The sequence below is a fragment of the Massilia agri genome, from assembly GCF_024753255.1.
Taxonomy (GTDB): Bacteria; Pseudomonadota; Gammaproteobacteria; order Burkholderiales; family Burkholderiaceae_D; genus Telluria; species Telluria agri.
In genome coordinates this window covers 1-15,565 of record NZ_JANUHA010000015.1, presented here as the reverse complement: position 1 = coordinate 15,565, position 15,565 = coordinate 1, and the positions used below count along the sequence as shown (strand labels likewise).

Here is a 15,565-nt window from a genome sequence, read left to right as displayed (position 1 = left end):
ACAGAGCGCACTGCGCTAGGATAGATTGCTACCAACATAGCAAGGAGATGAGCATGGCCGATTCCGAAATGAGCAATATGCAGGCCTGTATCGACGCCTGCGCCGAGTGCCTGCGCGCCTGCCAGGCCTGCGTCGCCGGTGACGTCCGCGACGGCAACACCAGCTGCATTCCGATCAACCTCGATTGCGCCGACATCTGCGCGGCGACCCTCAAGGCGCTCTCGCGCGGCTCGCCCCACCACGGCGACTTCTGCGCCCTGTGCGCCCACGTCTGCCGCGCCTGCGCGGCCGAATGCGCCAAGCACGCCTCCATGCACCAGCACTGCGCCGAGTGCCAGGCAGCCTGCGAGCGCTGCGCTCTAGAGTGCGACAAGCACGCGCGCGAACGTCATATCTGAGGGACCAAGGGCGCGGCGGGAAGGGCCGCGCCTGCGCTTAACGCGGATTTAACAACCGGCTAACGGTAGGCTGAGCCTTGCCCGGCTAGCATCACGTGTGCATATTGCCTGAATGGAAGGGAGATTGTCCTTTCGCATGGCAATGCTTCGATGGTGCGGTGCCGCATGGCGTCGCGCTCCACGTGACAGGCTCATCTACCGGTTTCCATGGCCCTTCCAGCATCCGGCGCACCCGCCCGTTCTTCCCTTCCCGCCACCTGGCTCGCGCGCTTCACCTTGTGGGCCGGTCCCTATGCCGGGGTGCTGCAGATGGTCGTGGTGGGCCTGGCGATCCTCTCGCTCTCGCGCCTGTTTCTCGTCGCCTGGCAGTGGGACCGGGTGCAGGCCACCGGCATCGCGGCCACCCTCTTCCTGCAGGGCGTGCGCGCCGACCTGATCCTGCTCGGCTACTTCGCCGCCGTCCCACTGCTGGTCGCGCCCCTGTTCGCGCACCGCTTCGCGGCCGGCTTCTGGCGCACGGCGACCCTGGCCTGGGCCACGCTCGCCCTGGTGTTCATCGTCTTCATGGAGCTGTCCTCGCCGCAGTTCATCCTGCAGTACGACGTGCGCCCGAACCGGCTCTTCGTCGAATACCTCGGCTATCCGCGCGAGGTGTTCGCCACGCTGTGGAACGGCTTTCGCGCCGCCCTGATCCTCGGTGCCGGCTTCACCATCGTCCTCGGCGCCGGGCTGTTCGCCCTGCTGCGCCGCGCGTCAAGCGGCATGGGCATGTGGCCGGCGCGCCGCCTGCTGCTGTTCTGGCCCCTGGTCTGCCTGGTGGTCTTCATGGGGGTGCGCTCGACGCTTGGCCACCGCCCCGCCAACCCGGCCCTGTTCGCCCTCACCGGCGACTCCCTGGTCAACTCGCTGATCATCAATTCCGGCTGGTCGGTGCTGGACGCCATCGGCGCCATGCGGAAGGAATCACAATCCTCCGAAATCTACGGCGCGCTCCCGCGCGAAAGAATCCTGGAACAGGTGCGCAGCGCGCCCTGGCTGCGCGAGGCGCGCTTCCCGGACGCCCAGCTTCCCACCCTGCACCACCAGGCTGCCGCAATCGCCCGCGCGCGCCCGCTGAACCTCGTGATCGTCCTGCAGGAAAGCCTGGGCGCCACCTTCGTGGAGTCGCTCGGCGGCCTGCCGGTCACGCCGGAACTGGAAAAGCTCAAGAACGAAGGCTGGTGGTTCGAGCAGCTCTACGCGACCGGTACCCGCTCGGTGCGCGGCATCGAGGCGGTGATGGCCGGCTATGCGCCGACGCCGGCGCGCAGCGTGGTCAAGCTCTCGCTGGCGCAGCAGAATTTCTACACCCTGGCCGAAGGCCTGGGACGCGCGGGCTACCACACCGAATTCGTCTACGGCGGCGAAGCCCACTTCGACAATATGCGCAGCTTCTTCACCGGAAACGGCGTCGCGAAGGTGGTCGACATCGGCGAGATGCAGCCGGATTTCGTCGGCAGCTGGGGCGCCTCGGACGAAGACCTGTTCGACAAGTCGCTCGAACGCCTGCACGACCTGCATGCGGCCGGCAAGCCCTTCTTCAGCCTGATCTTCACCTCCTCCAACCACGAGCCCTTCGAATTCCCGGACGGGAAGATCGCCCTGCACGAGCAGCCGAAGCAGACCGTCAACAACGCGGTCAAGTACGCCGACTACGCGCTCGGCAAATTCATCCGCGCCGCGAAGCGGCAGGACTACTGGAAGGACACCGTCTTCCTGATCGTGGCCGACCACGACAACCGGGTCTACGGCAATGCCCTGGTGCCGGTGAAAAAATTCCACATCCCCGGCCTGATCCTCGGCGCCGACATCGAACCGAAGCGCATCCGCACCATCGCCAGCCAGATCGACCTGGCCCCGACCCTGCTGTCGCTGCTGGGCGTCTCGAGCACCCACCCGATGATCGGCCGCGACTTCGTGCGCGACAGCGAAACGCCGGGCCGCGCCCTCATCCAGTTCAACAATCTGTTTGCCTACCTGGAAGGGTCCTCGGCAACCATCCTGCGTCCCGGCCAGCCCGCACTGCTGGGCCGCTACGACGCCGCCGGCGGCACGCTCGACCCCTATGCCGGCAAGCCAAGCCGGGCCCAGGTCGAGCGGGCCATGGCCCACGTCATGCTGCCGTCGCTGCTCTACCGTGAGCAACGCTATCGCCTGCCGCCCTGACGAACAGCCGAAACCGCTGAAACAAATTTGCAACAAACCGGGCGGCTGTCCGTGATTTTTTGTCATTCGTTCCTGATAAGATGGCTGCGCCACGCCATCCAATCGGGGACGACAAGATGCTTGCACCATTGCTGCACCTGCTGCTGGCCTTTGCCTGCGCCCTCTTGAGTGGCTGGGCCCAGGCCGCGCCGTCGGCCGACACCGGCCACGCGCGCGCCAGCCTGCTGGTGCATGCGCCGGACGGCATCAAGGCAGGCGGCACGGTCTGGCTCGGCCTGCGCATCGAGCACCAGCCCCACTGGCATACCTACTGGCGCAACCCGGGCGACTCCGGCCTGCCGACCACCCTGGCCTGGACCCTGCCGGCCGGCTTCGCCGCCGGCGACATCGCCTGGCCGACGCCGAAGCAGCTGCCGCTCGGCCCCCTGATGAACTATGGCTATGACGGCGACCTGCTGCTGCCGGTACGCCTCACCGTGCCAGCCGCTTACCAGGGCGGGCCGGCCCCGGTCAGGCTGCGCGCCGATTTCCTGATCTGCGAAGAAGTCTGCATTCCCGAATTCGCCGAACTCGATCTGCTGGTGCAGGCAGCGCCACAGGCGGAGCATGCCGCGCTGTTCGAGCGCGCCTTCGCCGCCATGCCGCGCCAGGACACCGGCGCCCGCGCCAGCGCGCGCCTCGACGGCCAGGCGCTGCTGATCGAGGTCACCGGCCTGCCGCCCGCCTGGCGCGGCAGGCAGGTGCAGCTGTTCCCTGAGAACGGGGCGGTGTTCGACCACCCGGCGCCGCTCGGCCAGGCCTGGAAGGGGCAGCAGCTGGAGCTGCGCGCGCCCCTGTCCGCCCAGCGCAGCGACAGTCCCGCGGCGATGGATGCGGTGCTGACGGCGGAGCATGGGACGCCCGGCATCCGCATCGGTTTTCCGATCGCAGGCGCATGGCCGCAGGCGGGGGCGGCGGCCGCGCCGCCGGTCGTCGCAGCCGCACCCGCCACCGCACCGCCGGCCGACCAGTCCTGGCTCCTCGTGCTTGTCTTCGCCTTCCTCGGCGGCGCCATCCTCAACCTGATGCCCTGCGTGTTCCCGGTGCTGTCCCTGAAAGTGCTCGGCTTCGCCCAGCATGGCGGGCAGCGCCGGCGGATCGTCGCGGGCGGCATCGCCTACACGGTGGGCGTGATCGTCTCCTTCCTGCTGCTGGCCGCGCTGCTGCTGCTCCTGCGCGCCAGCGGCGAGCAGCTGGGCTGGGGCTTCCAGCTGCAGTCGCCCCTGTTCGTGGCGGCGCTCGCCATCCTGTTCACCCTGATCGGCCTGAACCTGGCCGGACTCTTCGAATTCCGCCACTTCCTGCCGAGCCGCATCGTCAACGCACGCGCCAGCAATCCCGTGGCGGACGACTTCCTCACCGGCGTGCTGGCGGTGGCCGTCGCCTCGCCCTGTACCGCGCCCTTCATGGGAGCGGCCCTGGGCGCCGCGCTGTCCTGGCCCGCGCCGCAGGCATTGTCGGTGTTCGCGGCGCTGGGAGCCGGCATGGCCGCGCCCTACCTCGCCGCCAGCCTCTTCCCCGGCGTCGCCCGCCTGCTGCCGCGCCCTGGGCCGTGGATGGCGCGCTTCAAGACCGTCATGGCCTTCCCGATGTTCGCCACCGTCGTCTGGCTGCTGTGGGTGCTCGGCCAGCAGGCCGGCATCGACGCCGTCGCCGCCCTCCTGGGCCTGCTGCTGGCCGCCGCGTTCGCGCTGTGGGTGCTGGGGATCCCGGCGAAGCGCAGCGCCGGCCGCTGGATCGGCATCGGCGCGGCCGCCATCGTCCTCGCAGGCGCCGCGAGCTGGTCGTGGCCGGCGCTGCGCCAGGCGCCCGTGGCGGCCGGCGCCAATGCGGAGGGCGGATGGCAGGCCTGGTCGCCCCAGGCGGTGCAGGACGCGCGCCAGGCGGGACGCCCGGTGTTCGTCGATTTCACCGCCGCCTGGTGCGTGACCTGCCAGTACAACAAGCGCACCACCCTGGCCGATCCGGGCCTGCTGCAGGATTTGCGCGCCAGGAACGTGCTCCTGCTGCGCGCCGACTGGACCCGGCGCGACGAATCGATCACGCAGGCACTGAAGGAACTCGGACGCAGCGGCGTGCCGGTGTACGCGGTCTACCGAGACGGCGCCGGGCAGCCCACGCTGCTGTCTGAACTGCCGAGCGTGGACGAGGTAAGGCAGGCGCTCGCGGCGCCTTGATCGCTGTTTGCTGTTTAACGTGCAGTCAGACCAACCCAAGGAGGATTCCATGAAGCGCACCATCGCAAGCTCCCTGATCGCCGCCGGCATGCTGCTGGCCGGCGCCGCCCACGCCGAAGCCGTCGTCGGCCAGCAGGCCCCGGCCTTCTCCGGCACCGACAGCACCGGCAAGCCGGTCTCGCTCAGCCAGTTCAAGGGCAAGTACGTGGTCATGGAATGGATCAATCCCGAGTGCCCCTTCGTGAAGAAGCACTACGACGGCGGCAACATGCCCGGCACGCAGAAATACGCGGCCGGCAAGGGCGTCGCGTGGGTGGCGGTGAGCACCAGCGCCGATAGCGGCGACCGCAACGCCAAGGCGGCGGCCGTGAACGACTGGCTGAAGGCGAAGGGCGCGGCGCCAACCGTGACCGTCATGGACGTCGGCGGCGCGATCGGCAAGGCCTACGGCGCCCGCACCACGCCGCACATGTACCTGATCGATCCGAGCGGCAAGCTGGTCTACGCCGGCGCCATCGACAGCAAGCCGACCGCCAACCCGGCCGACATCAAGACCGCCACCAACTACGTGGTCCAGGCCATCGACGATTCGCTGGCCGGCAAGCCCCTGGCCCAGGCCGTGACCAAGCCCTACGGCTGCTCGGTCAAGTACGGCTGACCATGCGAGCGGGATAATCGCATCCCCGCCCCGGCCACCACGGCCGGGCGCTGCTATGATGGCCGGCACGACAACCAGGGGATTCTTCGCATGCGCCATCCTTCCTTCCCGCGCCGCTCCATGCTCGGCGCGGCCGCCGCCCTCATCGCCGTCCTGCCGCTGGCGCAGGCATTCGCCGCCCCCTTCGAATCAGGCCGCATCACCGTCACCACCGAGGGTTCCGGCCCCGACGTGGTCCTGATCCCCGGCCTGAATTCCTCGCCGCGCGCCTGGGCCACGACCGTGGCCGCGCTGCCCGGCTACCGCTACCACCTGGTGCAGCTGTCGGGCTTCGCCGGCCAGCCGGTGGGCGGCAACAAGGAAGGCGATGTGGCGGCGCCGGTGGCCGAGGAGATCGCGCGCTACATCAGGGAGGCGGGTTTGAAGCAGCCGGCCGTGATCGGCCACTCGATGGGCGGCACCATGGGCATGATGCTGGCCGCGCGCCATCCGGATGCGCTGTCGAAGCTGATGGTGGTCGACATGCATCCCTATCTCGGCGCCTTCTTCGCCGGCCCCGGCGCCGGTCCCGAGAAGGTGGCGGCAGTGGCCGACGCGATCGCGGCCGGCAACCTGGCGGCCAGCCCTGAACAGCGCCGCCAGAACGCCAACGCGACCATCGCCGGCATGGTCGACACCGAGGCGATGCGCGCCGGCGCCATCGACGATTCGATGAAGAGCGACGCGGGCGTGAGCACGCGCGCCTTCCGCGAACTCCTTGTGACCAACCTGATCCCCGAGCTCTCGAAAATCAGCAAGCCGGTCACCGTGCTCTACGTGCAGCCGAAGACCGTGCCGATCCCGGCGGAGCAGTTCGACTACGTCTATCGAAACGCGTACGCGCCGGTGAAGCAGCTGACGCTGAAACGCATCCCGGACAGCGCCCACTTCATCATGTGGGACCAGCCGCAGCGCTTCCAGGGCGAGCTCAAGGCCTTCCTGGCCGCGCCCTGAAACCCGTAGGGGTGGTCCAGTCCAGTGGACTGGACCACGCTATGCCGACCGCGCGTTCAGCTCCCCTTCGATCAGATGATGTGCTGCTCAGAGACCGTTCGAACGCGCGGTCGGCAGAGCCGACCACCCTACGAAGCAGTGGCTAGATGAAGGGCCACGCAAGGATGCGCTTCATGTGCAGCGTCGTGCGCGTGGCCACATAGCCGGTCGCGAAACCAAGGGCGAGCAGGCTCCAGCCACTCCCCATCACGGCCAGCCAGGCGCCGCCCACGGTGGCGCCGGCGACCAGCACCATCAGCCACAGCTCGATGCTGAGAAAGAATGCACGCGATTCGCGCCACACGCGCAGCAAGAGCGCGGCGGCTTCCCTGAAAGTCTTGATGTCGTGGCCCATGGTCCTGTTCCAAATGTCCGCAATTGCGCAATGATGAAAATGAAAGTTCAGCGCCGGAAATGACAATCGCCGGCGCAGGCCGGCGATTGGAAACAGCATATTATACGCTGCACTGCAGCATATTGTCCTTGGGCAAGGAACCTGCGTGGTGCGGAGACCTCAGCGTTTTGCCTGGCGGTGCAGCTGCACCACCGAGCTCGTCCCCGCCGGCTGGCGGAACGCCTGCAGCAGGCGCGCACTCTCTTCCTGCGCCCGCGCCATATTGGCCGCCTTCACGTGGCCGTAGCCGCGGATGCTCTCCGCCACCTGGGCCAGCTTCAGGGCGGCCGCCCGGTTGTCCAGGGTCAGCTCGCTCGCCAGCATGTCCACCAGGGCCAGGTAGTCGTCGCGCAGGCGGCGCTCGGCACGCCGTTCCTGGGTGTAGCCGAAGGGATCGAAGGCCGTGCCGCGCAGGACTTTCATGGGCTTGAGCACGCGGAAGGCCGTCTGCATCCAGGAACCGAAGCGCATCTTGGCGGGCACGTCGCTGCCCGGCTTGCGCCTGGCCAGCAGCGGCGGCGCCAGGTGGTACTCGACGCGGAAGTCGCCCTCGAACTGCTCCTCCAGGCCCTCCAGGAAGCCGGTGTCCAGGTGCAGGCGCGCCACCTCGTATTCGTCCTTGTAGGCCATGACCTTGAACAGGGAGCGCGCAACGGCCTTGCTGACCGCCTTCTTCGATTCAAGCCCTTCGATCGCCAGCTCACGCGCCTCGACCCGCGCGACGGCGGCGCGGTACTGCTGGGCGTAGCGGGCGTCCTGGTACTTCGTCAGCCAGTCGGCGCGGAAAAGCACGATGTCCTCCAGCGAAGCCGGCGGCGTGAACTGGATCACCTTGGCCGGCTGGGCCAGGCGCGCGATCGCCTTGCTGTCGGCCGCCACCAGGCGTCCCAGCAGGAAGGCCTTCTTGTTCATCTCGACGGCCACGTTGTTCAGTTCGATCGCGCGCATCAATGCGGGCAGGCCGACCGGGACCAGTCCCAGCTGCCAGGCCGCGCCCATCATGAGGATGTTGGCGCCGATCGGGTCGCCCAGCACGCTGGCCGCGACTTCCTGGGCGTTCAGGCGCAGCGTCTCGCCGCCGGCATCCTGGATCTTGGCCAGCAGTTCGTCCTTGCGGATGTCGGCGTCAGGGTCGCGCGTGAACTCGGCGGTCGGGGTCTCGTTCTCGTTGGCGACCACGCGGGTATGGCCGCGGCGCATGACGGCCAGCGCGTCCGGCATCGCCGCCACCACCAGGTCGCAGGCCAGCAGGGCGTCGGCCTGCTGCAGGTCGATGCGCACCTGGTGCAATGCCTTGGGCGACGGCGCCACGCGCACGTGCGACATCACCGCCCCGCCCTTCTGGGCGAAGCCCATGAAGTCGAGGGTGGAGGCGCCCTTGCCTTCCAGGTGGGCCGCCATCGTGACCAGGGCGCCCACCGTGACCACGCCGGTGCCGCCGACGCCGGCCACTAGCATCTCGAAGGGTTTGTCGAAGCCATACGGCTGCGGCAGCGGGTAGGCGGCCAGCATGTCCTCCAGCTGGCCGAGCGACAGGGTGGCTGCCGCCGGCTTCTTGAGGGCGCCGCCGATGACGGAGACGAAGCTCGGGCAGAAGCCCTCCACGCAGGAGTAGTCCTTATTGCAGGACGACTGCTCGATCTGGCGCTTGCGGCCCAGCGGCGTCTCCAGCGGCAGGATCGACAGGCAGTTCGACTGCACGCCGCAGTCGCCGCAACCCTCGCAGACCGCCGGATTGATCACCATGCGGCGCGCCGGGTCGGGGAAGACGACCTTGTCCGGCTTGTTCTTCTTGCGGCGGCGGCGCTTCTCGGCGGCGCAGGTCTGGTCGTAGACCAGCACCGTCACGCCCGCGACCTCGCGCAGGCGGCGCTGGACCGCATCGAGTTCGCTGCGGTGGTGGACAGTGACGCCGGAAGGCAGCCGGATGCCGGTGTACTTTTCCGGCTCGTCGGTGACGACCAGCGCCTCGACGGCGCCTTCGCTCAGCACCTGCTGCACGATCTGCGGCACCGTCAAGGTGCCGTCGACCGGCTGCCCACCCGTCATGGCGACCGCGTCGTTGTACAGGATCTTGTAGGTGATGTTGGTGCGCGCCGCGATGGCCTGGCGGATCGCCAGGTAGCCGGAGTGGTAATAGGTGCCGTCGCCCAGGTTCTGGAACACGTGCTTCTCGCGCGTGAAGCGCGAGGCCGCGACCCAGGGCACGCCTTCGCCGCCCATCTGCGTGAGGGTAAACGTGTCGCGCTTCATCCAGCTCGCCATGAAGTGGCAGCCGATGCCGGCCAGCGCGCGGCTGCCTTCGGGCACCCTGGTCGAGGTGTTGTGCGGGCAGCCGGAGCAGAAATAGGGCGTGCGCTTCACGAGGTCGGCGCCATTGGACAGGACCTCGGCACGGCAGAACTGCGGCAGGAACTGCTCCAGCTGCATGCCGGGGAGTTTCGGCGCCAGCCAGCGCACCAGGGCCGGGGCAATGCGCGAGGGACGCAGCTCGCCCAGGTGCGACAGCAACGGGGCGCCCGACACGTCGGTCTTGCCGAGCACCTGCGGACGCGCATCGGGCGCCAGGTTGTAGAGCAGGCTTTTCAGCTGTCCCTCGATGACGTCGCCCTTCTCTTCCACCACCAGCACTTCCTGCAGGCCCTGCGCAAAGGCGTGCAGGCGCGTACGCTCGAGCGGGAAGGTCAGGCCGGGCTTGTACAGGCGCAGGCCGATTTCCTCCAGCTTGTCGAGCTTCAGGCCGAGACGGTCGAGGGCTTCGAGCAGGTCGAGGTAAGCCTTGCCGGCCGCGACGATGCCGAGCTTCGCACCAGGGGCCGCGACGACCAGGCGGTCGATCGAGTTCGCGGCGGCGAAGGCGTGCACGGCTTCCAGCTTGTCGGCCACGCGCTGTTCGATGGCGAGGCTGGGCAGGTCGGGCCAGCGGTAGTGCAGGCCGTCGCCGGGCACCACATAGCCTTCCGGCGCCTTGAAGACGGGCGGGTCGGGCAGCTCGACGACGGCGCCGCCCTCGACGGTTTCGGAGATCGCCTTGAAGCCGACCCAGGCGCCCGAGAAGCGCGACAGCGCCCAGCCATAGAGGCCGAACTCCAGGTATTCCTCGATGTTGGCGGGATTAATGACGGGCATGCCCCAGGCCATGAAGGCGTGGTCGCTCTGGTGCGGCATCGAGGAAGACACGCAGCCGTGGTCGTCGCCGGCCACGACCAGCACGCCGCCCAGCGGCGAAGAACCATAAGCGTTGCCGTGCTTGAGGGCGTCGCCGGCGCGGTCCACGCCCGGGCCCTTGCCGTACCACATAGCGAATACGCCGTCGACCGTGCGGTTCGGATCGCCGCCGACCTGCTGCGTCCCCAGCACGGCGGTGGCGCCCAGCTCCTCGTTGATCGCGGGGAGGAATTCGATGGCGTTCGCCTTGAGGATCTTCGAGGCGCGCCAGACTTCCTGGTCGACCGCGCCCAGGGGCGAGCCGCGGTAGCCCGAGATGAAGCCGGCGGTGTTCAGGCCCGCGCGTTCGTCGAGCGCCTTCTGCATCACCGTCAGCCGGATCAGGGCCTGCGTGCCGGTCAGGAAGACCCTGCCCTGCTCACGCTTCAGGTTGTCGTCCAGCTGGTAGCCGGGGTCGGCGAGCGTTGCTCCCGCGCCTTGCCCCACACTACCCACTTCCTCGTGCATCGATCCCATCTATTCGTCTCCACTGTGCAGCCCTGCAGGGCTTGTCTATTGTGGTAGATGATAGTCTTCTGTCATGAAATAGCATTTCTAACTTGCCGGGTTTTGCGTCAGAATAGGCAAACTATTCCCACTACGAGCACGATATGGACAAATCCAACCTCGATCCGGCGTCTGTACGCATCCTGCGCGAACTGCAGCAGGATGCGCGCCTGTCCGTCAACGAACTGGCCGAACGGGTCGGCATGTCGGCCTCGCCCTGCTGGCGGCGCCAGAAGGAGCTGGAAGAGAACGGTTTCATCCGCCGCTACGCCGCGCTGCTCGACCGGCGCAAGCTGGACCTGGGGCTGGTGTGCGTGCTGCACGTGTCCCTGACGCGGCACGAGGCGGGCGTGGTCGACACTTTTGAAGCGCAGATGAAGGCGTGTTCGGAGGTGATGGAGTGCTACGAAGTGACCGGCACCTCGGACTACATCGTCAAGGTGATGGTGAAGGACATGGATGCCTACCACGACCTGCTGCATAACGTGCTGCTCAAGCTGCCGGGGGTGTCGCAGCTCAATACCAGCGTGGCGCTCAGGGAGGTGAAGTATGAGACGGCGCTGCCACTTTAACGTGGTCAGGCGCCACCTGTCGTCATGCGCGGGACATGACGCTTTCCTCAGGGTTTATGGCGCCGGCCTGCCCGCCCGCGCTCGCGTACTGGACCTCGGCGCCTCGCCCATGCCGTAGCAGGCCGGCATACCGGTATTTCTCGTCGCCGCCCAGGTAGATCACGCGCGGGTCCGAGGGTAGCGTCGCATCCTTGGCAAAACCGGCCAGCGAGTCGTGGACGTAACGATCGAAGAAAGCGATGAGGGCGTCGTCTTTCAGTCCCTTATTGTGAATGAACTCGTTCTCGTAGGCTTCGATGAGAATCTTATAGTGAGGACGCAATTCCCTGCGCCTGGCGGCATCCGGCGCACCGCCGAAGAAGCCGCGCTCCGTGTACACGGCGCGAATAGCCTTGGCGTCGGCGATGAGCTGGGCATCGTACATCGCGACCATCGAGGCGAAATTGCTCATGTCCGGTAACGCGTCGCGCCGGGCTTTCGCCTCCAGCATGGCACTCTCTGTCTGTTCGCGCTGCCCTTGCGCCGCGCGCACTTCGGCATCGTGCCTGGGCAGATCGGCGAGCTTGGCGTTGCCGTAGTTGCTCTGGATGTAGTTCAGCCTGCGCTGGCGGGCCAAGTTCAGCGCACGCAAAGCCTTTCCATCGGCCTGTTCAAGCTGCGCGATCTCCCGGTCGAGCACAGTCCGCTCGCCACGCAATACCCGGTCGACCCGTGCGATCTCATTCGCTTCTGTGCGGCTCCCGTTCTGCTTCAGGCGAATCGCGCGGAAGCGCCACGCCAGATACAAAGCCATGTGGGCATTAACGAGAGGGCCGAGGTTGGAAATTCCCTGGAGCTTCGCTTGGTAATGGTTGTAGTGTTCCAGAAGTTGTGGGCTGATGTCGAAGTCCTCTCGATGCATCTCCTTCCAGGCCCCTGCTCCCAGCAGCGGCACATGGTTTTCAAGCGCGAACCGGTACATGCTGTGCAGCGGAACCAGTCCCAGTTTCGCGCGCCCGTCGCTGCTACGGCCACCTTCTCCTGGTCGGTAACTCCCTCCAACGTCGGAATGGGCGCCAGGGAAGACGGTCTCGTGGAATTGCTCAGGCTTAACCACCCTGCCGTCGCGCAGGATGCTTACACTATCGACCGGAAACGAGTTGCGGATCTCGTGCGCGGCGACGAAATGGCGCACGTGCTCCACCATGTCCGGAATCGCCATCCTCCCACCCCAGTCCTGGTGGCCGTCGAAGCGCCCCGGTGCGGGATCCGCGCCCGGCGCGGCCCCTTCGGCGAATGCCAGCGACGCGGGACGGGTTGCTTCGTAATCGGGATGCGAGAGGCGGGTCGCGATGATGTGCTTGAGACCGAGGGCGGCGGCCACCTTGCCGACGTTGTTGGTGCTCATCGGCAGCCCCACCGAGGCGACGGTATCGAAGAGCCCCATGAAGCGGATGCGCAAGCGGTGATTTCCCTGCTTGACGCGCCAACCGTTCCGGCCGGCGACGCATCGCTTGTCGAGCAGCATATTGGCAAACGCCCGGGCCAGCGCCGCACCGCGGCTGAAACCAAAAAGCGCGATATTGATCTCGATGATTTCATTGCCGGGAGAATTCGCCCGCGCCAGGTGCCTGCTCATGCGCTGGTCGAACTGCGCGAGCGCCCAGTCGAGGCGTGCGTCTCCCAGTCGCCCGCTGCCGAGTCCCAGCGTGCCGCCGCCGTCGTCGCCGACATCGCGGAAATAGGTCCCCACACCCGGAATATAGATCCGGTAGACGCCATTGACGGGATCGTCTTCCGCGTGCACCCGGTACAGCTTGGCGACATTGCTGTGTTTCGATGTTCCGACATCGGCATCCAGGTTATTCCCGGTACCATCGAAGAAGAAGCTCAGCCAAGGCCGCTGGCGGCAGCTTCCGGGCGGCGGCGCCATCGCGGTCTGCCCGGCCCCCGCTGCCAGTCCTGCGGCGGCGGACAGCGGCCGCAAGGCCGGGCAAGGCTCCGCCGCCAAGGTGCCGGCTTGGTCAACGCCGCTGCGCAGGGCGGATGCCTGGGGTTTGAGCACCGGCGACTTGCTGTCGCCTACCTTGTCATTGTCCTGGCTTTTCGTCATTCGGGCACCGTGGATATCTGGAATTGTCTTCCCGCTCCTTGCTCAATGACAGGCGCGGCATAGACGCGTCGGCCGTCACTGCGGCCTGGACCGTACCGTTGGGATAGAAATGCACTTCCATGTAGCGCCCGCGTGTTCCCGCGTGGTCGGTGACATTGACCTCTGTCTCCTTGTAGAAGGAATGCAGGCGCTTGTAGACCTCGTCGGAATCGCTGGCGCGGACCCGGTAATAGCAAGCGCCGGATTGCCAGCGCACCTTGACCTTGTATTCGCCGGCCCCCGGCCAGTATCGTACGCAACACACCGTTCCGCCCCCGCCGCTGGTGGGCGAGCTGATATACAGGTTCCCGCCGCCCTGGCTGTTGACGCTGAAGGTATCGATATAGCGGTTGGTGTAGTTGTAGCCGACCAGTGCAAGCGAAATGGGGCGCGATTCCTCGTACGCCGAAGACTGGCCCGATCCGGCCTGGGACGATGCGGCCTTGCCACAAGCGCATAGGGCCAACAACATTGCCACGGCGAGATAACGCACGCCATTAGTCCATCTGTTCGATGATCCCTTCACATCAATTTCCTCCGTCAACTATGTTTCCTGCGCCGTGGCTGTCCGGCCAACCGGCGCCGCTGCGCAGGGCCGTCTCCTGCGGCGTCAATGGCGGCGACTTGCTGTCGCCTACCTGGTCATTGTCCTGGCTTTTCGTCATTCGGACACCGTGGATATCTGGTTTTATCTTCTCGGTCCTCGCTCAGCGCCACACGAGGCGCGGACGGCTGCTCTGTCGCGGCGACCTGGACAGATCCGTCCGGATAAAAATGGACTTCCATGTAGCGGGCACCTTCCCCGGCGCGGTCGTCAACCGCGACTTCCGCTTCCTTGTAGTAGGAATGGAGAGTCTGATAGACGTCGTCGGAATCGCTTGCGCGAACGCGGTAGTAGCAAGCTCCGGACTGCCAGCGCACCTTGACCTTGTAACCCTTTACGCCTGGCCAATATTTCCCACAACAGGCCGTCCCGCCCCCGCCACTTGTAGGCGAGCTGACATACAGATTGCCACCACCCCGGCCACCGACGCTGAATTCGTTGATATAGCGGTTGGTATAGTTGTACCCAACCAGTGCCAGTGAGACCGGGCGCGGCTCCTTATAGACCGGAAACCCACTGGGTGTCGCTTGGGATTTCACTGCCTTGCTGCAAGCGCTTAGCGCAAACAACAGCGCCATGGCGGCATAATGCGCGACTGGGCGGCGCCTGGAAATATCTGCCAATTGAAACTCCTTGAAGCTATCGTTCATGTGCCGAGACCACATCGATAAGACTGCTGGATCCCTCGCCGACCTGCACCAGCATGTCGCGCCAGGGCGGCCGATGCGCGAACTCCTCGCCATGGAGCAGCGCCAGGCCGCAGTACAAGGCCACTTCATGGGTCGCGACGACACCTGCCTTTCCGGCGTCCGCCATGTGCCGCCTGAGGAAGCCGGCTCTCTGGACTGGCGTCATGCGGATGTATGCATCGGGCAGCATCGATCGCAGCTGCTGGGCCACCTGGTCGATTTCGCTTGCGTCCACCAAAGCGAATTCCTGAGCAGCCGATAGTTCCAGATGACCAGCGTATTCGTCCACCGCAAACTTCGCAGGCTGGCTGCGCAGCTGTCCACTGCGATCTGGATACCACCAGCACTGCGCCGGATTCAGGAATCGGTCGCGCTGCTCTTCGTCGAGCACGTCCACCAGAACCTCGAACACACGAGGATCGAAGAAGCGCAGCAAAACATTCATCTCGTCCGAAATCCGGGCACGCATTCGTCTTGCGAGGCGATCGCGTAGCTCTTCGAGGCCCAAAGGCGAGCTGAGCATTAACATGGAAGACGTATAGGTTCCATGCTCGGCGATCCATTCGAGCAAGCGCGCATTCGCGGCTAGGAGAGGAAAAAGCAAAGGCGCTGCCGGCAGCGCCGATTCTTCCGCGGATCCGTGGAACAGACTGTTCCAGGCGACTCCGGTCTGCACGAGCTGTCGGTGCAAGCCCGGCATGCCTGCGTGATCGGCCAGGCAATACAGGCTGTTGGAGGGATAGGCCTCAGCGGCAACCCGGCAGAACGCTTGCAGATCGAGATAGGCGTTCATGGTCATCGAATGACAAACGGCGCACCCGCCGCCCTCGCCTTGAGCAGGCATTCGACACAGACCGACTGCGGCATCAGAGGGAGCGGGTAAGACATGTTTGCAGGGCCGCTGAAGGTCTTCTTGCCCGCATGGATGGTGATCTTCCCCGGGCACTGGACC

Annotated in this window: 12 protein-coding genes; 6 read left to right on the top strand and 6 right to left on the bottom strand. The window is 66.3% G+C overall.

Annotated features, from left to right (window positions below):
* Positions 1-53: 53 nt before the first annotated feature.
* From NX780_RS18695 to NX780_RS18675, 5 genes are all read left to right on the top strand, one after another.
* Positions 54-398 (top strand): four-helix bundle copper-binding protein, encoded by a 345-nt coding sequence (locus NX780_RS18695; protein ID WP_258829503.1) that lies wholly within the window; start codon positions 54-56, stop codon positions 396-398.
* Between the two features lie 207 nt (positions 399-605).
* Positions 606-2,603, top strand: coding sequence for an LTA synthase family protein (locus NX780_RS18690; protein WP_258829390.1), 1,998 nt, complete (start codon positions 606-608; stop codon positions 2,601-2,603).
* Positions 2,604-2,719: 116 nt separating this feature from the next.
* Positions 2,720-4,819 (top strand): protein-disulfide reductase DsbD family protein, encoded by a 2,100-nt coding sequence (locus NX780_RS18685; protein ID WP_258829389.1) that lies wholly within the window; start codon positions 2,720-2,722, stop codon positions 4,817-4,819.
* Between the two features lie 49 nt (positions 4,820-4,868).
* Positions 4,869-5,477: a redoxin domain-containing protein gene (locus NX780_RS18680; protein WP_258829388.1), complete on the top strand. Its 609-nt coding sequence runs from the start codon at positions 4,869-4,871 to the stop codon at positions 5,475-5,477.
* Between the two features lie 90 nt (positions 5,478-5,567).
* Positions 5,568-6,470: an alpha/beta fold hydrolase gene (locus tag NX780_RS18675; RefSeq protein WP_258829387.1), complete on the top strand. Its 903-nt coding sequence runs from the start codon at positions 5,568-5,570 to the stop codon at positions 6,468-6,470.
* A 142-nt stretch (positions 6,471-6,612) separates the two neighbouring features.
* Here NX780_RS18675 and NX780_RS18670 read toward each other — a convergent pair whose 3' ends face one another.
* Positions 6,613-6,864, bottom strand: coding sequence for a hypothetical protein (locus NX780_RS18670; protein ID WP_258829386.1), 252 nt, complete (start codon positions 6,862-6,864; stop codon positions 6,613-6,615).
* A gap of 159 nt (positions 6,865-7,023) precedes the next feature.
* Positions 7,024-10,578, bottom strand: coding sequence for an indolepyruvate ferredoxin oxidoreductase family protein (locus NX780_RS18665; RefSeq protein ID WP_258829498.1), 3,555 nt, complete (start codon positions 10,576-10,578; stop codon positions 7,024-7,026).
* A gap of 143 nt (positions 10,579-10,721) precedes the next feature.
* Here NX780_RS18665 and NX780_RS18660 point away from each other — a divergent pair, with 143 nt between their 5' ends.
* The gene (locus NX780_RS18660) at positions 10,722-11,189 is read left to right on the top strand and encodes an Lrp/AsnC family transcriptional regulator (protein WP_258829385.1); all 468 of its coding nucleotides are present in this window, start codon (positions 10,722-10,724) and stop codon (positions 11,187-11,189) included.
* A 22-nt stretch (positions 11,190-11,211) separates the two neighbouring features.
* Here NX780_RS18660 and NX780_RS18655 read toward each other — a convergent pair whose 3' ends face one another.
* From NX780_RS18655 to NX780_RS18640, 4 genes are all read right to left on the bottom strand, one after another.
* Positions 11,212-13,281, bottom strand: a complete 2,070-nt coding sequence (locus NX780_RS18655; RefSeq protein WP_258829384.1) for a T6SS phospholipase effector Tle1-like catalytic domain-containing protein — start codon at positions 13,279-13,281, stop codon at positions 11,212-11,214.
* The gene (locus NX780_RS18650; protein WP_258829383.1) at positions 13,259-13,864 is read right to left on the bottom strand and encodes a DUF3304 domain-containing protein; all 606 of its coding nucleotides are present in this window, start codon (positions 13,862-13,864) and stop codon (positions 13,259-13,261) included. The genes NX780_RS18655 and NX780_RS18650 overlap by 23 nt, the downstream gene beginning before the upstream one ends.
* A gap of 98 nt (positions 13,865-13,962) precedes the next feature.
* The gene (locus NX780_RS18645) at positions 13,963-14,574 is read right to left on the bottom strand and encodes a DUF3304 domain-containing protein (RefSeq protein ID WP_258829382.1); all 612 of its coding nucleotides are present in this window, start codon (positions 14,572-14,574) and stop codon (positions 13,963-13,965) included.
* Complete coding sequence (locus NX780_RS18640) at positions 14,564-15,406, bottom strand: DUF4123 domain-containing protein (RefSeq protein ID WP_258829381.1); 843 nt, start codon at positions 15,404-15,406, stop codon at positions 14,564-14,566. Before NX780_RS18640 ends, NX780_RS18645 begins: the two co-directional genes overlap by 11 nt.
* Between the last annotated feature and the right edge of the window lie 159 nt (positions 15,407-15,565).